The following is a 22,508-nucleotide window of genomic DNA, read 5'->3' on the forward strand; positions in this document are numbered from 1 at the left end:
TGTGGATGGGGACAAGATTTTTGGCCGGATCGCCGATCCACAGGCGCCTTAAGGGTTTTAAGCCCATTAACCGCGGTTGTCCCCTTAAGTATCCACAGGGTTGTCCACAGGGCCCTGTTAATAAGGTAAGAGTGCGCCGGCCGTCGGCTCAGGAATTGCGCTGCTGCTGCTTGATCCGGTTGGTCAGCTCGGTCACCTGGTTGTAGATGACCCGGCGCTCGGCCATCAGTTCGCGGATCTTTCGGTCGGCGTGGATCACGGTGGTGTGGTCGCGGCCGCCGAGCTCCTGGCCGATCTTGGGCAGGGACATGTCCGTGAGCTCCCGGCACAGGTACATTGCGATCTGCCGTGCGGTCACCAGCGTGCGGGTGCGCGACTTGCTGCAAAGCTCTTCCATGCTGAGCTTGAAGTAGTCGGCTGTCTGGGTGAGGATCTGGGCCGAAGTGATTTCCTGCGCACCGTCGTCGGTGATGAGGTCCTTGAGCACCATCTCGGCCAGGGCCACATCCACCGGCTGCCGGTTCAGGCTGGCGAAGGCCGTCACGCGGATGAGGGCGCCTTCAAGTTCGCGGATGTTGCTGGAAATCTTCGACGCGATGTATTCGAGGGCGTCATCCGGGGCGGAGAGGCCTTCGCTGAGGGCCTTCTTCCGAAGGATCGCGATGCGGGTTTCGAGTTCCGGGGGCTGGATATCGGTCAGCAGGCCCCACTCGAAGCGTGACTTCATGCGGTCTTCGAATCCGGCGAGCAGCTTTGGCGGCTGGTCGGAGGTGATGACCACCTGCTTGTTGTTGTTGTGCAGGGCGTTGAACGTGTGGAAGAACTCCTCCAGCGTCCGATCCTTGCCGGCGAGGAACTGGATGTCGTCGATCAGCAGCACATCCACGTTGCGGTACGTGGTCTTGAAGCTGGTGCCTTCATCGTCACGGATGGAGTTGATGAAGTCGTTGGTGAATTCCTCGGAGTTGACGTACCGGACCCGGATTCCGCTGTAGAGCCGGCGTGCGTAGTGGCCGATCGCATGGAGCAGGTGGGTCTTGCCCAGTCCCGAGTCGCCGTAGATGAACAGCGGGTTGTAGGCCTTCGCCGGCGCCTCCGCCACAGCCACGGCAGCCGCATGGGCGAACCGGTTGGAGGATCCGATGACGAAGGTGTCAAAGACATACTTCGGGTTGAGCCGGCCGAATTCGTGTGAGGTGCTCGGCAGCATCGGCTGCGGCTTCAACTCCACAGTCGGATCGGCGGCGAGGGAAAGCTCGACGGCGGGTTCGGGTTCCGTGTGCAGCGGCACCAGATCCGTGTCGACGTCGATCGCGCAGCGGATTTCGTCGGAGAAGACGCTCCGGAGGGCGTCATCCAGGGCTTCCTTGACCTGGGTCTGCAGGACTTCGCGGGTGAGCTCGTTGGGGACAGCCACCAGAAGGGTGGAACCGATCAGGCCCTGCGCCTGGGCCAGGATGACGAAGCCGCGCTGCCGGGGAGAGACACGGTGGTCGTTCTCCAGAAGGCTGACAACCCGCCGCCAGGAACTTCCGACAGTGTTGGCTTGGTTGGCTTCGTCTACTGTCATCAATCAGTTCCTCAAACTTGCTGGCCTGCATTACGTGCATCCACGCGGTCCGGAGCTGTGCGCCGGCCCGGCTCAATCCACAGGGTTATGCACAGTCCGTGGATAAGGGGTTACTGAGACACTGTAGGGGATGAAAACGCTAGAAGATAGCTGGGTTCTGTCCTGTGGATAATTACACCGTTGTGGTTCTCAAACGGGGCGCGTGACGCACTTCATCCACAGGCTGCGACGGCAGTTAGCCACAGCTGGGGAAACGCAGCGAGCCGACCCTCGGTTTGACTCCGGAGGCTGGCAAGCCCTAACGTTGTGAAGTCCCATGTGTACGCTTTTCGCCTCATTTGATTCTTTCTCGACGCCCTGCGCCGTGCGAGTTACGAGGGAAGCGGCACATACAAAACTTAGCGTCGGCCAGTTCTTCCCCTTGATCGGGTGGGCGCACCTTTGATCCACTGGAGTAACTAACGTGAGCAAGCGGACTTTTCAGCCGAATAACCGCCGTCGAGCCAAGAAGCACGGCTTCCGCCTTCGTATGCGTACCCGTGCCGGCCGTGCCATCCTGGCAGCCCGTCGTGGCAAGGGCCGCACCGAACTGTCGGCCTAAATAACTGACTCGTCGGTCCACATCCCTGTGCGAGTTTAACGGTGCTAGCCACCAGGAACCGTCTGCGGACATCAACCGATTTTTCAACAACTGTACGTTCCGGTGTCCGCAATGGACGCCGGAACGTAGTGTTATATACGGCAGCTCTCGCTGCCGATGAACCAAGCCGGATCGGATTCATCGTTTCCAAGAGTGTCGGGAACGCTGTTGTCAGAAACCTCGTTAAGAGGAGACTGAGAGAAGCCGGCGCCTTGTCGTTGCAGAAATACGGCAGCGGGTTTGCCATCGTGGTCCGGGCGTTGCCCGCCGCGGCGGGGGCCAGCTGGGACCAGCTGCTCGCAGACTATGACGCCGCTTTGGAAACAACCATGAAGCGGCTGGGCAACCGCCTTCCCAAGGCTGCTTCATCAGGTTCTTACGAGACAACACAGGAAGGGACCCCCGCGTGCGTAACTCAACTGCCGCCGTCGTCCCCCGTCTGAGCGTTGTGACTCTCGGATCTGCACTGCGCTGGTTGGGCAAGGTGGTCTGGAACCTGCCCCGCAACATTCTCATCCTGCTGCTGATGGCCTACCGCAAGGTGGTCTCGCCGCTGTACGGCCAGGTGTGCCGCTTTTTTCCCAGCTGTTCGGCCTATGCCCTTGAGGCAATCACGGTACACGGTGCCGTGAAGGGAAGCTGGCTGGCTGCCCGGCGCCTGTTGCGCTGCCACCCATGGAATGCCGGCGGTGTGGACCATGTCCCCGCCGGGCACCGGGAGTGGCCGGCCGACCACACCCCCACAATTGTTGTGCTGAACAACCCGGACAAGTACTTGGCTGCTCAGCCTGATGGAGAAGGCCGCCCTGCGGCCTGACGAATAGGGAATCGTATGGACATCTTTGGAACAATCCTGGCCCCATTTAAATGGCTGGTCTCAGCCATCATGGTGGGCTTCCATGACGGCCTCAGCGCCATCGGCATGTCGCCGGCCAACGGCTGGACGTGGACCCTGTCCATCATCGGGCTCGTGCTGGTCATTCGTGCGGCCCTGATTCCCGTCTTCGTCAAGCAGATCAAGGCCCAGCGCGGCATGCAGCTGCTGCAGCCGGACCTGAAGAAGATGCAGGACAAGTACAAGGGCAAGACCGACCAGCTCTCCCGCCAGGCCATGGCGCAGGAACAGATGGCGCTGTACAAGAAGCACGGCACCAACCCGTTCTCGGCCTGCCTGCCCATGCTGATCCAGATGCCGTTCTTCTTCGCGCTCTTCCAGGTGCTCTCGGGCATCAGCAGCGCCAAAGTCAGCGGCCAGGGCATCGGCGCCATGAGCGCCGAGCAGGTCAAGCAGTTCGATGAGTCCACCATTTTCGGCGCACCGCTGTCCGCGTCCCTGCTCCATGGCGGCGGCGGCAACCAGACGGCCGTGTGGATCCTCTCCATCGTGATGATCCTGGCCATGACGGCCTCGCAGTTCATCACGCAGAAACAGATCATGGCCAAGAACATGTCCGAAGAGGCCCTGGCCAGCCCGTTCATGCGCCAGCAGAAGATGATGCTCTACATCCTGCCGGTCGTCTTCGGTGTGGGTGGCATCAACTTCCCCATCGGTGTCCTCATCTACTGGACCACCACCAACCTCTGGACCATGGGACAGCAGTTCTTCGTGATCCGCCGGATGCCTACGCCCGGATCACCGGCCGCCAAGGCTCTGGCCGAGCGCCGGGCAGCCAAGGGCCTGCCCGCCATGCCCCTTCTGGGTGGCAAGAAGGCCGACGCCGAGGCAGCCGAGGCTTCCGCCGCTGCCGCAGTGGAGGCTAAGGCCCAGCGCGTCCAGCCGCAACGTAAAAACAGGAAGAGGAAGTAATGTCCGCCGAGAGCACCGAACACGCTATTTCCGCCGAGTTTGACGACGAGCGGGACGATGCCCAGGAGGCATCCCACGATGCGTCACAGGACACGGGAACCAGCCCCGTCAAGGGTGTTTCCGCAAGCCGCCTCGAAGAAGAGGGGGACGTGGCCGCTGATTACCTCGAAGAACTGCTGGACATCGCCGACATCGATGGCGACATCGACATCGAGGTCCGTAACGGCCGCACCTACATCTCAATCGTTGCCGAGGAAGAATCCGCGGGGCTGGAAAGCCTCGTCGGCCGCGACGGCGAAGTCCTTGAGGCGCTCCAGGAACTGACCCGGCTGGCCGTCCTGTCCGCCACGGAGAACCGGTCCCGCCTGGTGCTGGACATCAACGGGTACCGTGCCGAGCGTGCCGGAGACCTGCAGAAGATCGCTGAAGACGCCGTTGCCACGGTCAAGGAATCCGGCGAGGCCGTTGCACTGGCTCCGATGAGCGCCTACGAGCGCAAGATCGTGCACGACGCCGTCGCCGATTTGGGGCTCGTGAGCGAGTCCGAAGGCGAAGGCGCCGACCGGCACATCGTTGTCTCTGCAGACTGAACCGTTGACTAGCTTGATGGTTGAAATTACCGCACCCGAACTCAAGGCAGCACAGTCGATCTTCGGCGACCGCCTGGACCTGGCTAAGCGCTACGTCGAGCACCTGGCGACCTCCGGGACCGAACGGGGCCTCATTGGCCCCCGGGAAGTGCCGCGGCTGTGGAGCCGGCACGTCCTCAACTGTGCCGTCATCGAAAGCCAGATTGCTCACGGAAGCCATGTTGCCGACGTCGGCAGCGGCGCCGGCCTGCCCGGCCTGTGCCTGGCCATTGCCCGGCCGGACCTGGAACTGACCCTGATCGAGCCGCTGGAGCGCCGGGTCATCTGGCTCCAGGAAGTGGTGGATGATCTCGGGCTCGAGAACGTCACGATCATGCGCACGCGCGCCGAGCTCGCCGTCGGGCTCGTGAACGCCGACGTCGTTACGGCCCGCGCGGTATCCGCGCTCTCCAATCTCGCGGGACTGACCATTCCGCTCCTGGCCGGCAAGGGCGAAGTCGTGGCCATCAAGGGCCGCAGCGCCGGCGAGGAAATTGAAAAGGCAGCCAAGGTTATCCGCAAGCTGGGTGGCATTGAGACGTCTGTGGTGGTGGTGGGAGAAGACCTGCTCGAAGAACCCACCACTGTGGTCCGAATCGTAGTAAACAAGCCTCAAAAGATTGCCTAGCATCGGCCCCGGTGCCCGGGGAGTCTGAGGGGAAGAGGTTAGGCTAGTAACCGGCAGTAAGAGCCGAATGAGAGTGAGCGTGTCATAGTGAGCAGTAGCGAAGCCTCCACACAGCGGATCCCGCCGTTTATGTCCCTGGGGTCCGCACGTGCGTTTACGGCTCCCGCAGTCGCTCATGACTACTCCGGAACTCACACGGGTTCGGTTGCTAGGGCAACGGGAATGGCCGGTGTTTCACGTGAAACATCCCTTCCTCACACGGGCAACGTGCTGGACTCCATCGATGATTCCAGCCCCATCGCCCGCGAGCTCGCGCACGAGAACAAGCGCCGCGAACGGCTGTTGGGACGGCAACTGCCCAAGCCGGAAAAGACCCGCATCTTCACCGTGTCCAACCAGAAGGGCGGCGTCGGCAAGACGACGACCACCGTCAACATCGCGGCTGCCCTGGCGGCCGCCGGCCTGAACGTGCTTGTGATCGATATCGATCCGCAGGGCAACGCTTCGACGGCCCTGGGCATTGAGCACCACGCCGACGTCGACAGCATCTACGATGTCCTGATCAACGACGTCCCCCTGAAGGACGTTGTGGCCCCGTGCCCCGACATTGACAACCTCATCTGTGCTCCCGCCACCATCCACCTTGCCGGCGCGGAAATCGAACTCGTGAGCCTGGTGGCCCGCGAGCAGCGGCTGCGCCGTGCAATCGATGTGTACTCCAAGGAGCGCGCCAAGAACGGCGAGGAGCGGCTGGACTACATCTTCATCGACTGCCCGCCGAGCTTGGGGCTCCTGACGGTGAATGCCTTCTGCGCGGCCGGTGAAGTCCTGATCCCGATCCAGTGCGAGTACTACGCCCTTGAGGGACTGAGCCAGCTCCTGAAGAACATCGAGATGATCCAGAAGCACCTGAACGCCGATCTGGTTGTCTCCACGATTCTCCTGACCATGTACGACGGCCGCACCAACCTCGCGGCGCAGGTTGCGGCGGAGGTACGTGAGCACTTCCCGCAACAGGTGCTGGGGGCTGTGGTGCCGAGGTCCGTCCGTATTTCCGAGGCTCCGAGTTACCAGCAGACTGTCATGACATATGATCCTTCTTCCAGCGGCGCCTTGTCCTACCTGGAAGCCGCAGCGGAAATCGCTGAACGTTAGAATCTTTTCAAAAATTGCACTAGCCAGAGCCAGGTGAGTCCCGGCTCTTCCACTGGAGGGATTTATCCATGAGCGATAAGCGACGCGGCCTCGGCCGTGGACTTGGCGCACTCATTCCAAGTTCCGCCGCGGCTAACGCCTCCGGAAACGGCGCTGCTCCATCCCGGCCCGTGGACCTCTTCTTTCCCGAAGCCCGGAAGAAGACTTCCGAGTCCGCGACGGAAACTCTCCTGGACGTCCCCGCCCCGAAAACCAAGGCGTCACCGGCTGCGGCCGCAACGTCGGACGACTCCGCCGACGTCCCGGCTTCTGTTCCTGATTCGGTTTCATCCGGTGGTGTCGATGCTGCTGCGGGGGCTGGCGTCACGGCCGGTGCGGCGGGGACCAAGAGGGCACCCGCCCGGAAGACGCCCGCGCCGAAGGTTTCAACTACCGCTGCCAAAGAGGCGGCCGCCGGGGAGCAGTTGGCCTTTGATTCCACTCCCGAGCACGATGACGACGGCGGCGTCGAACTCGTGGCCGTACCCGGTGTCAGGTTTGCCGAAATCCCGGTCACGGACATTCATCCCAACCGCAAACAGCCCCGGTCTGTCTTCGACGAGGACGACATGGCGGAGCTGGTGCACTCCGTGCGCGAAATCGGCGTCCTCCAGCCAATTGTGGTCCGCACTTCAACCGAAGAAGGTGGCGAACCCTATGAACTCGTCATGGGTGAAAGGCGCTGGCGTGCAGTGCAGGCCGCAGGCCTGGAAACTATCCCGGCGATTGTCCGTGATACGACCGATGACGACCTCCTGCGCGATGCCCTGCTGGAGAACCTGCACCGCAGTCAGCTGAATCCGCTCGAAGAGGCCGCGGCCTACCAGCAACTCCTTGAAGACTTCGGAACCACCCATGAGCAGCTCGCGGACAGGATCGGACGTTCGCGCCCTCAGGTGTCCAACACCCTCCGACTGCTGAAGCTTCCGCCCCTGGTTCAGCGGCGTGTGGCCGCCAACGTGATTTCGGCAGGTCATGCCCGCGCCTTGCTGGCCCTCCCGGACGCCGCGGCCATGGAACGCCTGGCGCAGAAAATTGTCTCAGAAGGCATGTCGGTCCGCGCGACCGAGGAAGCAGTGACTCTCTACCAGAGCCCCGCCACACCGGCCAAGAACAACATTCCACGTCCGGGAGCACGCCACGAAAGGCTCGACTACTTGGCGTCGTCGCTGTCCGACCGGCTGGATACCAACGTCAAGATCTCGCTTGGTGCCCGCAAGGGTCGTGTCAGCATCGAGTTCGCCAGCGTCGAGGACCTAAACCGGATCATGGACGTCTTGACTCCTGGGGCTTCCGGCTAAAGTCGCCGAGTCGTTTGGGGTGGGTCTGTTTCACGTGAAACAGACCCACCTTCTTTTAATGCCTTGCCTTTATGCCCTCGTTTGCCGCTGCAGGGGTGGGGGCCGAATCGTCTCACTGCCAGCGGCGCATTAGTTATACCCTGCGTGGCTGATGCCGCCGCCGCATCCGGCAGTAGTCCATCGTGGCGCTTGGGGAAATTGGTGAGGTGCGTCCGTGCCGCCCTGAACGTGGTTGAAGGCCGGGTGTTGGCCGTAAGCTGCTTGCCCGCGATGCGTAGATTAGTGCAGCAGGCCGCGGGTGGCTCCGTCTTCCGACTGGGTGGTAGATCCTGCAGCCCGCAATGGATGTTCCCCCAGATCCACACCGCAAGGCAAGCTCCCGCGGTCGCAGTTCTCTTCTCCTCTAAATCCCGATGCCGCCCTCCAAAGCCCAATGCCGGCCTGCTCCTCGTGTGGACTCGCACCGCCGGACACGACTCCTTATCAGGGTTCACCGGCGCGACGGAGGAGCACCGTGTTCACTTGGCTAGCCAGGGTGGACGCAGGTGCCTTGGTCACCGGGTCTCCGCCATTCGCCGCTTATGGTCATGACATGGAGTACCGGACTAGTGGTTGTCCGTGCACGTGACATCACACGCACTGGTTCGCCTCCAGGCGGCGAGGCTCTCGCGGATGGACAGCAGGTGGTCGGCTCTACAGTTGCTGACTGCGTCCACGACGGATCGCCGCTCGCCTGCGCGTGCGGATCATGAGGTTGTGTTCGCAGCGAACTCATGGGGGGCCACGGGTGGCCCCTGGGGACCTCGGCCGGATTCCGTTTGGACAGAAATGACTCGGTGACGTGATGACCGCCTGGATCCAGATCCATGACTAACGCAAGTAGCCGGGGGCAGAAATGACGCCCCGTCGCCGGCTCCCGGTGCGCGGTACCCGTGCACCGTTTGACATCCGGAACGCGTGGCTCCTGTTTCACGTGAAACAGCGCCAGCCGATCCGAGGCCGGAGCGTGCATACCAAGGCCTGGAAGCCTGGTACAAGGGTTCTCCAAACAGGACGGACGCGGGCAGTAGTGCCTGCCGTGCGGCAATTCGATCTCGGCAACTGGATCTCGGGAATCCGACTCGGCCCTGGCGATGGGGCGCCGGCAGGGCGACGGGTTCCGGTGAGTCGCCTGCACCTCGGAATTCTGGCCAGTGCCGGCAGGGCGCCTCGACTTCGCAAGGAGGACCGGGAGCAGGCAAGTCCCCCTCGCAAGACAAAAAACAGGGAGCATTGGACATCATTCGGTGCCTCTGGCCGACTGAACTCGCCGGATGAGAATGTCGCCCCGATCATGAGGGGATGGGGCTGCCAGGAGGAAGGCACAGCCGACCCTTTGGGTCACACTCCGCTGCCCGCACAGGATAGCCCAGCGCGTGCCGTTGGATTCACTGCCCTCCAGCCGGACCTCCGCCCAGACGGCGGAAGACTCTTGAACAGGACACACTCTGGGGCGCCGGTTTGCGGCAAGAGGCCGGCACTCCCCGACCACGATGGGAATCCGCTACAGCGAAAGTACTCCGTCACGACGTCGATGGACTGCACTAGCCCAAGCGAGAGGTGCGGGAGCCCCGGACCAAGCCTGGGGGTGTGCCATCATCACTGTGGGCGTGAGCTCGGGTCTGTGGGCGTGGGTGAGGGTATGTGGGTGCGGGGCCACAAGCCCGGACCTCCTAGCTGCGTTTACGGCGACCGCCAGCAATGTGGCCGTCTTCGTCGCGGCTGAGTCGGAATCCCCCGCGTAGGAGCAGTAGAGTGACTGCCCTGGTCGATCGCGCTCCCCGGCTCTCCCGGTCATTTGCCTGGTCGCCTGGCTACCTTTTGTCCGAGCTCCGTCTTTGGTATTTCTCCGTGCGCAAGGCAGCCCCTATGCGTCGTACGAGAGGGCGGCAGCGGCTCTCCCCCGTTAGGGGTGGCAAGCGTTCCCTCGATCGCGTTGGCTCGGACTTACCCTCCAGCGGCATGGTCGCCGCCTAGTGCAGGTGCTGGCACTGTTCGCCGATGCCGATGCCGATGCCGATGCGGACCAGCGCCGCGTAAGTCACGTCTATGGCCCACGGCAGGAGCAGGGACGTCCACGGGGACGTCCACAGGGACGGTAGAGCTTCACCCCGTGATCGAGGCGTTCGTCGGCGGACAATGCGGCGCGAAGTCGATCCATCTGGCAAGAGCGCGGATGTTTCACGTGAAACGATGCCGACTCCCGGCGCTAGGAAGGCTGGCCACATTTGTGATCCATGAACTGGTCCGCGCGAACTCCGACGGCCCAACAGCGGGACGTGATTCCGCTTGAATGCCCCGACCTCGCGTCCAGCGGCTGTGCCGATCTGGAAGCCCTCCGCAGTGCCCGCACCAAGTGTCCGACCGGCAGCGGCCGTGCTCGTCCGGCTCCGTCCGAGCGGGGGTCTACGGCGCGCGCTATCGCTCCCGCTGCCTCGGTCCATGGAAGTGGCTTGCCGGTCATCCTGACTCCTCCCTCGGTCCGCCCTCCTGGCCGCCTTCCCGCCAGGCTGACGCCCATCGCACTCCCCCCGCCGCTGGCGGTAGTAGTCCCGTTGCACCAATTCTTCCTTTGGCCAGCCCTCGGCTCTGGCCTGGCGGTCACGCCGACGCTACCCGCTCTGTCTCCGTTGTGTGCGGTCAAAGGTAGCCCTTGGCAGGGCTGCCGCTCTCGAAGACCGGTACAGACCGGAGAGGCAGAGAACGAGTTCCTGTCCGGCATGCGAGCTTCGAGCGACAATATTGGACGGCGTCAACAGACGGAGCGGGGAAGGAATCCGTAGCTCGTCAGGCGAACTATTCCGCCCGTGGCCGTTCACGTTGGTTCCACGGCTTCTTCTTCGATGGCGCGGCCAAATGCAAGGCGGCGCACCTCTTGGGGGGTTGGCCATCGGTGTCGCACGGAGGCGCAACCCGGTGGGGAGTGGCGTCGGCGGATCGTGATTTCACCGACGCTGTGATCTGGAGCTATAGCGCTACTGGCGAATCAGCCGTGAGGCACCAGCTGGATGGATTGTCGACGTGGGGCACTCCCCAGATGATCTAAGGGGTCCCACGGAGACAGCAGACACTCCCAATCCACAGTGGATACATCGGTGGATATAACTGTGGATAACTTTGTGGATTAGTCTGCGAGGAATCCCGTCCGCCAGAGTGGATGAAGGTGAGGCGGCAGCGGCTGTCCGGCGCCGCTGCTTGGCCAGGATCGTGGAGAAGAGTTTCACGTGAAACATAATCTCCGTCAATGGTCGGGCTGCTTAAGGCAACACGCCGCACCTATCTATTCGCAGTGGAATGGTTAATTTTCCAGGGATTTTGCCCATCTCTTGTGGGCATTTCTTGACTGTGACAAGAGCCAGCCGTCCGGCTCCGCGAAGACCATTATCGAGCCCGAGATGCCGCAGGCGTCATTGCGTGTTCGCATTTCGACACGGCCCTGTGGTGTGCATCATGCGGTGTGAATAATCTCTCAGCACCTGTGGATAACCATGTGAATAACTTCTGTGGAGAACCTGGTGGAGACAGACGATGAGACAGAGCAGATCACTGGCCGGAGGAACCGGTCATCCCACAAGAGGGCAGTCGCTGCTCCCGCTTGTCGCCGGTCCGAGCCAGCCGCGGAGGGTCTGTGGACGTTGACTGGTGGCACCAGTGCGGGCCGTCACCAACCCCGCCGAAGGCTATTGGATGGATTACTGACGGCGCCCGGACACACTCCAAGTGACACTGATGGAGTCTCACGGCGTAAGTCGACAGAGGATTCGTGACGCCTCGAGATGCCGTGGAAATCTCCAACATGTATTCGAGCCGGCTCCAATTCGCCGAGTCAGTAGTGCGGAATCCAGGATGGAGCGAACCCTCCCCTGTGGGTCGGAGGACGGCACGTGGGGACCTCGCGCTGCACGGGCTATCGCATCGTCGGGTTCCTCATCAGACTCGCGAGGCCGGTCATCGTTGCTAGCCAAGCATGTGGAGTGCCGATTACGGGGAGCCCAGGGGGCTTTGAAGGGCGCTGGGATGCACGCGGCGTGAGATGAGTAAAGCACTGCGCAGTGCCTGCTCGTAGAGTCTTGTCCTGAACTGAAGGAAGTACCATCGGGCTGAGCTCCACGCTGGAACGGGCCGGAGGCGAGGACTCGCTGGCGCCGTCGAGAACCACTTAGGAATCCGGCCCCGGGCCAGTACCGAGGGTGGGTTGACGAGTCCTTGCGACTGAGCCAACTGGGGCCCCGATCGGAGTTTGCGGCTAAGTGGCTTACGCCCTGCTGCGGATCGGTTTTTTGCCCTGGCGTTCTTCGTGGCATGGGAACCGGGCTTCACGTCCTCGGTCCCTTCGGCTCCTGAGGAGCCAATCGGGGGATTGTGCGCGACGAGTCTCGCGAGCCGGCTCGGGGGTACGTCTGCCACCGCTGGGGCGACGTAGGCGGAGGCGTTGCTGAGGTACCGTCTCGGAGCTGAATCGCTCCCCCGCTGTCCTCTGTCCGGGATTGGTTCCTCCCTCGCGTGGCCGGCAAGTCTGAGACCGCGACATTCGAGGCCGCGACGTTGCGCGCCAGCGCGCGCTGCCGCCCGGCCTGAGTCAGCCTGTCGCGCGGTGTGTGCAGAATGTTTCACGTGAAACGGCGACGCCAAGGCTGCCGGGCCGTTAGGGAACAGTGTGGAAAGACCAGTGCGCCGCCAACAGGGTGACTTGTAGTCACGGCTTCGCGTGGAATCTTGGACCGGGGCCAATCAGGCTTGGGCTGGATGAGGGCCAACCGGGATTCAGCGAGGAGCCCAGGTGCTCCAGAGACCCCTGTCCCCCATCCCGTCGGAGCCCGGCCGACAGGGAGCCTGAATGCTCGACGCTTTCATGAGTGTGTCAGACGGCGAACGACAGACGACGACAAGCACGGCCCCGGCGAACTTCAGCGCACGGAGGGGCAGCCGGGGGTTTAAGTAATAGTGCACAATCATTTACGCATAGGTGTCGATGTTCTTCTTAGTTGTTTCACGTGAAACATGACGCCTGCCCTTCTTAGCTTGGCGCCTCTATTCGGTCCAGACCATACGCTCGGATGGGTTCGGCCCTTTGAATAGAACGGCGGGACGGCCTGCGTCTAGAGACTGAATCCTTCCTCACGGATGTTTCACGTGAAACACTGTCAGCGCCGGCTGATAGGGCAGCACCGATTGAAGGGGTGGCGGCGGGCTTGCGGTGGGCAGGAGGGTCGTCACGGCTGATGAACTCGCCTGCGGGGCGCCGGCGGCCGTACCTAGCACCACGGTTTGGGCGGGCAGCACCTGACGAGCGGGCTGTGCCTCCGTCAGGGCTACGTTGTGGGCCTACTGCCGAAGCGGGCGCACTGCCGTTCCGTACGCCTTCCCCGCGGCGCATCTACGAGCAAATAACGCTCAACCGGTGCTGTCAGAGGGAATCTGATTTCAGCAGAGAACATCGCCCAACCTCGGCGAGGTTCAAAGGCATCATCCACATTCACTACATTGCCGTTCGTGGAATGCGGGCCGTGTGCATAATCCAGCCACGATGATCATCTCCGAGCCTCTTGCGGGCACTCGACGTTTCACGTGAAACATCCGCGCTTCTGGCGAGCTTCCGTTTCGGGTCCCGAGTGGCTGGAATTTTGGCAGAATCGCCTGTTGCGATTGGTGAATGTATAGGACGCTCCGGACGGAGCCACTAGGGAGTATGCGATGGCCACGCGCCGGCACGCGAGCAGCCAATGTTTCACGTGAAACGCAGGTGCATTCCCAGGAGGCCCGTCGACATTCCCCGAAATGTCGGTTTCCAAGAATTCGCGTGGCCGGTGATGGGCTGAAATTCCGCCACCGGACCCCGCTCGATCACGGTTTGCCGAACGCTGGTGAGGAGGGCCCGCTTCCTGAAAAACCAAATGATTGGGCAACTCAGTAAGACTGATGACACCTCAACGAGGACGCCTCTCTCAATCGAGAACATCCCAATCGGCCGGGCGCACCCACTCGTCCCTCCGAGCCCACTCCCCTCGGCCAGCGGCAGCCATGGCAAGCGACCAGAGCCGTGACCGGCACCCGGGCAAAAAAGTGACCCCCGCCAGAAGCGGGGGTCACCACGAGCCAACCGGACACTACGCCCCGAGCTGCTCGGGCCTCAGCAAGTCCCTCAAGAAGCTAGTTGCGAAACTACCGGTGAAGCCGAGCCGGAATTAGGACAGGACGTCCGCGAATTCCTTCTCGAAGAACTGCTTGGGTCGGGCGCCGATGACGGTGCTCTTGACCTCGCCGCCCTGGAACAGGTAGACAGCCGGGATTGACGTGATGCCGTACTCGGCGGCGATGGCCGGGTTGTCGTCAACGTTTACCTTGACTACATCAACCTTTTCGCTGTACTCCACAGAGATCTCGTCGAGAATCGGGCCGAGCTTGCGGCAGGGGCCGCACCATTCGGCCCAGAAGTCCACAATGACCGGCTTGTCGGAGGCCAGTACGTCGGTGCTGAAGCTGGCGTCTGTTACGTCTTTTGCGTTGCTCATGACCTTTGTCTCTCTCTTCGGTTGGTTGCTGCGCGCCGTCTTAGGCGTGAAAATCTGCCAGGTAGTGCTCGACGTCGAGAGCCGCCACACAGCCGGAACCCGAGGCGGTGATGGCCTGGCGGTAGGTCGGGTCAATGACGTCGCCGGCAGCGAAAACACCCTGGATGCTGGTCTTCGAGGTGCGGCCGTCGACGGCGATAGTTCCCTCTGCGGTCAACTCGAGCTTGCCCTTGACGAGGTCCGTTCGGGGGTCATTGCCGATTGCCACGAACACGCCTGTCACGGCCAGTTCAGTTTCCGTGCCGTCTACCAGGTTCTTCAACCGCAATCCGGTGACTTTGTCATGTCCAAGGACGTCTTCGACGGCGGTATTCCACACGAAGTTGATCTTCTCGTGGGCCAGAGCACGGTCGGCCATGATCTTTGAAGCGCGGAGGGCGTCGCGACGGTGCACCACAGTGACGGACTTGGCGAACTTGGTGAGGAACAGCGCCTCTTCCATGGCAGAGTCGCCGCCGCCGATGACCGCGATGTCCTGATCCTTGAAGAAGAAACCGTCGCAGGTTGCACACCAACTAACGCCGTGGCCGGACAGCCGCTTCTCGTTCGGCAGTCCGAGCTCGCGGTAGGCGGAGCCGGTGGAAAGGATGATGGAACGGGCCTTGAAGGTCTCCCCCGTGCCGATGGTCACCGTCTTGATCTCGCCATCGAGGTCCAGCTCGGTGACGTCCTCGAACTGGATCTCCGTGCCGAAGCGCGCAGCCTGCTTCTCGAAGTTCTCCATGAGGTCCGGACCCATGATGCCTTCGGGGAATCCAGGGTAGTTCTCCACGTCCGTGGTGTTCATCAGTTCGCCGCCGGCGGTGACCGAGCCTGCCAGGAGCAGCGGCTTCAGGTTCGCGCGCGCCGTGTACACCGCTGCGGTGTAGCCCGCCGGGCCGGAGCCGACGATGATGACATCACGTACTTCGGAGGCAGTGTTTTCTGCGTTGCTCACTGAACGGTGAACCTCTTCCTTTGTCGATGCGCCCGCCTCGATGGCCGGCCACATGGCACAACTATTGCCGGGCATTGAATATTCCGGCCGACATGGGCGTCACGGAGCGACGCCACTACTCAGGGTACCGGTTTGGCGAGGTCGAGGCCGGAGAAGGCGCCCGGATGACAGGCCCGCTACTGCACGGTGTGCCCTAGCGAACGGTGTCCCCTAGTGCACTGCGTCCGCTAGCGCACTGCACCCGCTAGTGCACGGTGTCCGTTACTGCACCTTGATCTCGGCCAGGCGGAGACCGTAGCCATAACGGGTCTTGGGAGCGGCGAGCTTGGGAAGCGTCTTGATGGACACGATCACGTATTGCGCCGTGACCGGTTCCGGCAGCGGCATCGTCAGGTCCGGCGAGGTGAAGCTGTTGCTGCCGACCTGCTTCGCGCCATCCAGGGAAGGACGGTCGTTGGTGTAGACGCTGATGTTGCCGCCGGACGCACCAAGCTGGCTCAGAGTGACGGAAGAGACCTTGGAAGGGCCCTTCAGCTTGACGACGAGCGGAACTTCGGAGGCAAGGCCACCCCAGTCCTCCGTGGCGAATTCCATGTCGGACCAGTAACTCGCGCCGTTCCCGTCGAAGGTTTTCACGAGGTCGGAGTCGTAGTTGCCGGCGAAGTCGAAGTTGCCCAGTCGCGTCACGTCCTGAATGACGGGCGGCCCGGCCGCGGGCGCCTCGCTGGCGGTCGACGAAGGTTGTCCCGTTGACTGTTCCGGCGCGCTGGTCGACGACGAGGAGGAGGACCCGGCGTTCGACTGGGGGCTGCTCTTGAAAAGGCTGCCGAGATTGGTGACCGCAAAGATGAGGACCACCACCAGGACGACAGCCAGTAGGCCGCCAACCAGCCACCGCATGGAGCGAGGCTCCCGGCGGGGCTCGTCGTCGTACTCCACGTACTCGTCCTCGTCCACGGCGGACCGGGCGGAGGCGGGGAAGTTGCCAGGAGCGCGGTCCGCGCTGTTGAATCCGGTTCCGGCCAGTCCGGCGGAGGCGGCTGCGGCGGCGCCGCGGTGGTCACCGCTGTCTTGGTGGTCTTCGACGCCTTGCTGAATTCCGTTGCCCTGCTGATCGGTACCGGCGTAGTCGTCGTCGGACCACAAGGAGACCTTGGGAGCCGCGGCAGTTGGGGGCTGCGGCGCTGCCGGCTCGGCAGGGCGGGGAGCTGCGCTCTCCTGGACGGGCTGGGGCGCCGTTGTTTCTTTGGCGTGGTGTGCAGCAGTCTCCTGCGGCGCAGTCTTTGGGGCCTTGGGAGCCCTGGCGGCCGCGGCCGCGGCTCCGGCGGCTGCCGCTGCTGCAGCGCCGGACGAGGGTGCGGACGCGGGGCGGGACGGCATTCCGGCGGCCGGGGCGGCCGGGGGCGCCGGCTGGTGTCCTGCGACCGGCTGGGTGTGCCCGTAATTGATGTACCCGGCGTCGACTTCCTCGTCGTCGTAGAGTCCGTCATACGTTTCGGGTTCGTGGGAGCGTGCCTGCCCGAAGATCTCGCTGCCCAGGGTATCGGTGAAGAAGGGCTCGATGTACGGCGGGTTGGAGGACACCACAAGGTCCAGCAGATCCGCCGCGGAGGTGTGGTTGGTGATCAGATACGTGGTGGCATCGCTGACGCCGAGGTCAAGGATCTGAACGCTGCCCGGCCGTTCGCCCGTGGCCACTTCGCGGGCGCTCTGGGCCACCTGCTCGGCGTTGCCCGGCCCGGCGACGAGGATGCTCACGGGACGGTTGAGCACCTGGTCCACACCGTCCAGCACCAGATCCTGGTCATGTGAGGTCAGTACAGTGGCAGTGACCTTGTAGCGGCCACCGAGTACTGATCCGACATCGATCGGGTGGGACACGGGCTCCTCCTAGACTGTCCGGGACCTGCCGACGTGGTCACTCTGTGAGCGACCCTGTGCCCTCCGGCAAGCCGGTTGACCGCTGGTCCGCAACTCCCCTTGTTAGTCTTCGATCCTAGCCGATGCTCTGTCCGGGCCGCGTGAGCACGGCGGTTTGAAACGGAGCCGGGCTCATTTTTTCTTTTTCCGGTTGAACGGGAAATAGGGGTTGTGACCGGCCGGTCCCTGATAGGTCCGGCGCCCCGGCAGGGGAACGTCGCCCCGGCCCAAACCGCCTTGCGCGGTGCTGGGCAGGTCTTCGGCCGGCAGGTAGCCGCCTTCCGGACCGGCTTGGCGGCTGTAGGGGAACGTATCTTCATCCGGGATGTCGGGACCGGCCCGGAAGGACGCGGCATCGAACTCGCCGGAAATTCGCGGAATCAGGCCGGTGTCCACCGAGACGGTGGCCCGCTCCGGCACCCTCCGCACCTCCGCCGCCCCTTGGGCGCGGGGCTCGGTGCCCTGCTCTGCCGGGGCTGCCCGGCGCCGGAGCCGTCCAAGGAGCGGCTGCAGGAGGTCCTGGAGCTCGGTCACACGGAACATTTTCAGCAACAGGAAGTATACGGCCAGCATGACGGGGCCGACGACGACGATCGTCACCAGAGCGGCGATCCGGTCGCTCCAGGCGAAGCCGTCCGGGTTGTAACTGCCCAGCAGCCACAGGGCCACGGCTCCGGCCAGGGCGGACCCCAGGGCCGCGTAGCCCATGCGGATGTAGGAGCTGGCGATGCGGGGGCCGTCCAGATGGCCCAGGAGCCGGCGCAGGAAGATCGCGCTGACGATCACCGAGAGGATATTGCCGCCGGTATAGAGGATGGCGATGGCGAAGATGATCTGATCAAACGGCAGGAACTGGATCACGAACGCGGCCACCACGTTGACCAGCGCCAGGACCAGCTGGATGAAGAAGGGTGTCCGGGCGTCCTCGTTGGCGTAGAAGACCCGCGACATCATGAAGTTGGCGCTCATGAAGGGGGTGCTGAGAGCCAGTATGGTGAGCGTTTGGGCCAGCATGACGCCGTCCTGACGCACCCCGCCGGAGAAGAACATGCCCAGCGGCCCGGCCAACGCGAAGAGCGCCAGCGCGCCGAAGACGGTTGCCACGGCCATGGTCCGCAGCCCGTGGGAGAGCGCGCTGCGCAGCGCAGCCCGGTCGCCGTCCTGCGACGCCCGGGTCATCCGGTTGAACAACACCGTGGCAAGGGACAGCGCAATGATGGAGTGCGGCAGCAGATACAGCTGGCTGGCCACCTCCAGCACGGCGTTGCCCGGGATGCTTTCCGCCGCGGGGTCCCCGGCCTGTGCCAGGCGGAGCCGTTCCCCGCCCGGAATCGTTGCGATGCGCATGACGTAAAGGAACGCCAACTGCCCGACGGCGGCCGTCGCCAGGGTCCAGACGCTCAGCTTCGCGGCATGGCCCAGCCCGACCCCGCGCCAGCCAAAGCGCGGCCGCAGGCCCAGGCGCAGCCGGAACACGGGAATGAGCAGGATGGCGGTCTGCGCGACGACGCCGATAGTGGAGAACCCGGCTACCAGCAAGGTCTGGGAGGACCCCCAGTTGTCGACCGTGTGGGGGTTGACGGCGTTCGCCCCCATGATGGCGATGAACATGCCCAGCCCGGCGATCGCCACGATGTTGTTAACGATCGGCGCCCACATCGCGGGCCCGAAGGCGCCGTGCGCGTTGAGGACCTGGGTGAGCAGGGCGTACAGGCCGTAAAAGAAGATCTGCGGGAGGCACCAGAACGCGAATGACACCGCGAGGGCCTTCTGCTGCGGCGAGTAGCCCTGGGTGGTCAGTTGAATGACCGACGGCGCCAGCAGCGTGATCGCCAGCGTGAGGACCAGCAGCACCAGCACCGCCAGGGTCAGCAGCCGGCTGATATAGTCCGCTCCCTTGTCCGGCGCCTTGCTGGCCTTGATGATCTGCGGCACCAGAACAGCGTTGAAGACCCCGCCCGCCACCAGCAGGAAGATCAGGTTGGGGAGATTGTTGGCGTTGATGAAGGTGTCATTGACGGTGGAACCCAGACCCAGGGCGGCCGCCAGCATCCACGTCTTGGCGAAGCCCAGAAAACGCGAAACGAGCGTTCCCGCGGCCATGATGGCGCTGGAACGGGCTTCTCCGGACTGGACAGCTTTGGAATCGGCGGGGCCGGAGGGAACGGGGGCGGGTTTGGCTGATGACATCGTCTTCATCGTCTCACCCGCGCGGGGCATTAGTCGCTATCCGGGGCCGTGACCGGCCGCTCCGGGACCTCAGCGGTCCGCCGGGAGGACTTCCTTGGCCAGATCCGCGATGCGGCGCTCATTAGGGAAGGACAGCTTGCGCGCCAGTTCCTGGATGGGAACCCAGGCGACGTCCACCGCTTCCTTGTCCGGATCGTTTTCTATGGTCAGTTCCCCGCCCGTGGCGCGCAGGAGGTAGTGGTGCACAGTCTTGTGGACACGGTGCCCGCTCACGGTGAACCAGTAGTCGATGCTACCCAGCGGCGCCAGAATTTTCCCTTCGATCCCGGTTTCCTCGGCGATCTCGCGGACGGCAGCTTCCTCGTTGCTTTCCTTGCCTTCCGGGTGCCCTTTCGGCAGGCACCACTCGAGCCGGCCGCCGCGGTTGAGGCGGGCGATAATCGCGACCCGGAGTTCGGCGTCGGACATGTCCACAACGACGCCGCCGGCGGAGATTTCCTCCACGGTGGGAAGGGAAGCCTGGCCCGAGTGCTGGACGGGCGCGACATTGGCACCTATTGCCGACGGCAACGGTGCGTTTGTCCTCCTGCCGGGAGCGCTCGGTACGGGATGGGCCATGATGTCCACTCTAACGACTCTTGCCCGCTGTTGATGACCTAAACATGGCCGGAAAATGGACTGCTGGAAAACTGGGCTTGCGGTGGTTCGTCCGCAATCGTGACGAACCAGGCGGATCCCGGAAGGCTCCGGTGTGGTGCTGGCGCGGATTTCTGACAAGCTTAAGTAACTATGGCGCACGCACATCACAAGACTGACTCCCACACCGTTGCCTTCCAGGTGGGTCCGGTGGTTCTGGAGCTTGGGCAGCGCTTCGTCGACGCCGGCCACGAGCTGTCGCTCGTGGGAGGGCCCGTCCGTGACCTGTTTCTCGGCCGGATCTCCCCCGACCTGGACTTCACTACCGACGCCACGCCGGACCAGACCGTCGCCCTGATCAAGAAATGGGCAGACAACTACTGGGAGATCGGGCGCGCCTTCGGCACCATCGGAATGCGCAAGGGCGATTTCCAGATTGAAATCACCACCTACCGGGCCGACGCCTACGATCCTGAATCCCGGAAGCCCGTGGTGGCCTTCGGAACGTCGCTCACGGATGACCTGCTGCGGCGGGACTTCACGATCAACGCCATGGCGCTGCGGCTGCCCATGCTGGAGCTCGTGGATCCGTTCGGCGGCGTCCGCGACCTGCACGCCTCCGTCCTCAACACACCGGGACCGCCGGAAACGTCCTTCTCCGACGACCCCTTGCGCATGATGCGCGCCGCCAGGTTCGCGGCCCAGCTCGGAGTCTCGGTGCACCCGGACGTCCGCGAGGCGATGGCCCGGATGGCGGAGCGGATCAGCATCATCTCGGCCGAGCGTGTGCGTGATGAACTGACCAAGCTCATTTGCGCGGCACACCCGCGGGCCGGCGTGGACCTGCTGGTGGACACCGGACTCGCCGACCTCGTGCTGCCCGAAGTCTCGGCCCTGCGCCTTGAATCGGACGAACACCACCGCCACAAGGACGTCTACCAGCACTCGCTCCAGGTGCTGGAACAGGCCGCAGCCTTGGAGACGGGGACAGACGGCCCGGTTCCCGGCCCGGATTTTGTGCTGCGGTTCGCCGCTCTCATGCACGACGTCGGAAAACCGGCCACGCGCCGTTTTGAACCGGGCGGCGCCGTGAGCTTCCGCCACCACGACATGGTGGGCGCCAAGCTGACCGCCAAGCGCATGAAGGCGCTCCGCTTCGACAACGACACCATCAAGGCCGTCGCCAGGCTCGTCGAGCTGCACATGCGCTTCTACGGCTACGGCGAGGCCGGCTGGAGCGATTCCGCCGTCCGCCGCTATGTCACCGACGCCGGGCCCCTGCTGGAACGCCTGCACCGGCTCACCCGCTCCGACGTCACCACCCGGAACCAGCGCAAGGCGGACCGGCTGTCCTTCGCCTACGACGACCTCGAGGACCGGATTGCGGCGCTGCGGGAACAGGAATCCCTCGACGCCGTCCGCCCGGACCTGGACGGCGGCCAGATCATGGCCCTGCTCGGGCTCAGGCCCGGCCCGGTCGTGGGACGCGCCTACAAATTCCTGCTGGAAGAACGCATGGAGCACGGTCCGCTCAATCCCGCCGTCGCCGAATCCCGCTTGCGGGAATGGTGGGCGGCCCAGCCCGAGGCGGCGCCCGCCGGCGCCGAACCTTCCACCACCGAGGAGTCCTAAGTGATTGCACCTTCCAACGGCCCCCGCCCCCAACTGTGGATCCTGCGGCACGGGGAAACCGAGTGGTCCAAAAGCGGTCAGTACACCGGGCTCACCGACATGCCCCTCACGGTGGAAGGCGAGCAGCAGGCCGTGGAGGCGCGCAGGGTGCTCGAGACTGTCGACTTTGACCTCGTGCTTACCTCGCCGCTGCGCCGGGCGCGCCGGACCGCCGAACTCGCCGGCTACCCCGACGCCCAGCTGGAGCCGCTGGCGGTCGAATGGGACTACGGCGACTACGAGGGCATCAGCTCGGACCTCATCCGCAAGGACAACCCCGACTACCTGATCTGGACGCACGGCGTCCCCAACGGAGAGGCGCTTGACGACGTCGCCGCCCGCGCCGACAAGATCGTGGCCCGCGTGCTGGAATCGGGCCTGGATAACGTGCTGATCGTCGCGCACGGACACTTCTCCCGCATCCTGACCGCCCGCTGGCTCGGACTGGACCCCCACGAGGGACGGCATTTCGTGTTGGGGACCGCCAAAGTGTGCACGCTGGGATGGGATAAGAAGACGCCGGCAATCGTGCGCTGGGGCCTCTAAATTCACTTAACAAAATAAACTTCAAAAAACTTTATGAATTCGGTAGGCAACTGCCGTATTCGTAGTGTATTTTTATTCATGACCCCAGAGCGACTTGCCAGGGTCACGGCGCACGTCGCCCGGCCAGTCAGCCGGAGCCACGGCAGGACAGAAAAGGAGGTTGGGAAATGATGATTACTTTGACTAGCGGATGGATGTACTCCACCACCGCCACCCCGGCCTCGTTCG

At 63.6% G+C, this 22,508-nt stretch carries 16 protein-coding genes; 10 read left to right on the forward strand and 6 right to left on the reverse strand.

Annotated features, from left to right (window positions below):
- Positions 1-148: 148 nt before the first annotated feature.
- Entirely contained in the window at positions 149-1,570 is a 1,422-nt protein-coding gene (dnaA, locus tag ACVWZ7_RS11315) for a chromosomal replication initiator protein DnaA (protein ID WP_018775671.1), read from the reverse strand.
- Positions 1,571-2,033: 463 nt separating this feature from the next.
- Here dnaA and rpmH point away from each other — a divergent pair, with 463 nt between their 5' ends.
- From rpmH to ACVWZ7_RS11355, 8 genes are all read left to right on the forward strand, one after another.
- Entirely contained in the window at positions 2,034-2,171 is a 138-nt protein-coding gene (gene rpmH, locus ACVWZ7_RS11320) for a 50S ribosomal protein L34 (protein WP_003800212.1), read from the forward strand.
- A gap of 41 nt (positions 2,172-2,212) precedes the next feature.
- Positions 2,213-2,653, forward strand: a complete 441-nt coding sequence (rnpA, locus tag ACVWZ7_RS11325) for a ribonuclease P protein component (RefSeq protein WP_116766331.1) — start codon at positions 2,213-2,215, stop codon at positions 2,651-2,653.
- A complete protein-coding gene (gene yidD / locus ACVWZ7_RS11330) occupies positions 2,617-3,027 on the forward strand; it encodes a membrane protein insertion efficiency factor YidD (protein ID WP_425547167.1) in 411 nt (136 codons plus the stop codon). Before rnpA ends, yidD begins: the two co-directional genes overlap by 37 nt.
- A 15-nt stretch (positions 3,028-3,042) precedes the next feature.
- On the forward strand, positions 3,043-4,017 hold the full coding sequence (gene yidC, locus ACVWZ7_RS11335) for a membrane protein insertase YidC (RefSeq protein WP_344364968.1): 975 nt from the start codon (positions 3,043-3,045) through the stop codon (positions 4,015-4,017).
- Complete coding sequence (locus ACVWZ7_RS11340; RefSeq protein ID WP_116766329.1) at positions 4,017-4,607, forward strand: Jag family protein; 591 nt, start codon at positions 4,017-4,019, stop codon at positions 4,605-4,607. The genes yidC and ACVWZ7_RS11340 overlap by 1 nt, the downstream gene beginning before the upstream one ends.
- A gap of 16 nt (positions 4,608-4,623) precedes the next feature.
- A complete protein-coding gene (gene rsmG, locus ACVWZ7_RS11345) occupies positions 4,624-5,274 on the forward strand; it encodes a 16S rRNA (guanine(527)-N(7))-methyltransferase RsmG (protein ID WP_116766328.1) in 651 nt (216 codons plus the stop codon).
- Between the two features lie 87 nt (positions 5,275-5,361).
- On the forward strand, positions 5,362-6,429 hold the full coding sequence (locus ACVWZ7_RS11350; RefSeq protein WP_272914142.1) for a ParA family protein: 1,068 nt from the start codon (positions 5,362-5,364) through the stop codon (positions 6,427-6,429).
- A 68-nt stretch (positions 6,430-6,497) separates the two neighbouring features.
- Entirely contained in the window at positions 6,498-7,769 is a 1,272-nt protein-coding gene (locus ACVWZ7_RS11355) for a ParB/RepB/Spo0J family partition protein (protein ID WP_456507894.1), read from the forward strand.
- A 6,224-nt stretch (positions 7,770-13,993) separates the two neighbouring features.
- Here the strand turns inward: ACVWZ7_RS11355 and trxA are convergent.
- The 5 genes from trxA to ACVWZ7_RS11380 all read right to left on the reverse strand — a co-directional run bounded on the left by trxA (position 13,994) and on the right by ACVWZ7_RS11380 (position 20,045).
- Entirely contained in the window at positions 13,994-14,320 is a 327-nt protein-coding gene (trxA, locus tag ACVWZ7_RS11360; protein WP_091248528.1) for a thioredoxin, read from the reverse strand.
- A 40-nt stretch (positions 14,321-14,360) separates the two neighbouring features.
- A complete protein-coding gene (gene trxB, locus ACVWZ7_RS11365; RefSeq protein WP_456507895.1) occupies positions 14,361-15,317 on the reverse strand; it encodes a thioredoxin-disulfide reductase in 957 nt (318 codons plus the stop codon).
- Positions 15,318-15,578: 261 nt separating this feature from the next.
- Positions 15,579-17,198 carry an ABC transporter substrate-binding protein gene (locus ACVWZ7_RS11370; protein ID WP_456507896.1) on the reverse strand — a complete coding sequence of 540 codons (1,620 nt, stop codon included), beginning with the start codon at positions 17,196-17,198 and terminating at the stop codon, positions 15,579-15,581.
- A gap of 171 nt (positions 17,199-17,369) precedes the next feature.
- Positions 17,370-19,436 (reverse strand): murein biosynthesis integral membrane protein MurJ, encoded by a 2,067-nt coding sequence (gene murJ, locus ACVWZ7_RS11375; protein ID WP_116766467.1) that lies wholly within the window; start codon positions 19,434-19,436, stop codon positions 17,370-17,372.
- Positions 19,437-19,496: 60 nt separating this feature from the next.
- The gene (locus ACVWZ7_RS11380; RefSeq protein WP_456507897.1) at positions 19,497-20,045 is read right to left on the reverse strand and encodes an NUDIX hydrolase; all 549 of its coding nucleotides are present in this window, start codon (positions 20,043-20,045) and stop codon (positions 19,497-19,499) included.
- A 171-nt stretch (positions 20,046-20,216) separates the two neighbouring features.
- On the opposite strand from ACVWZ7_RS11380, the gene ACVWZ7_RS11385 reads away from it, so the two are divergent.
- Together ACVWZ7_RS11385 and ACVWZ7_RS11390 are read left to right on the forward strand one after the other, a co-directional pair.
- The gene (locus ACVWZ7_RS11385; RefSeq protein WP_456507898.1) at positions 20,217-21,695 is read left to right on the forward strand and encodes a CCA tRNA nucleotidyltransferase; all 1,479 of its coding nucleotides are present in this window, start codon (positions 20,217-20,219) and stop codon (positions 21,693-21,695) included.
- On the forward strand, positions 21,696-22,280 hold the full coding sequence (locus ACVWZ7_RS11390) for a histidine phosphatase family protein (RefSeq protein ID WP_175460367.1): 585 nt from the start codon (positions 21,696-21,698) through the stop codon (positions 22,278-22,280).
- The last annotated feature ends 228 nt before the right edge of the window (positions 22,281-22,508 follow it).

The organism is Arthrobacter sp. TE12232 (genome assembly GCF_054062615.1).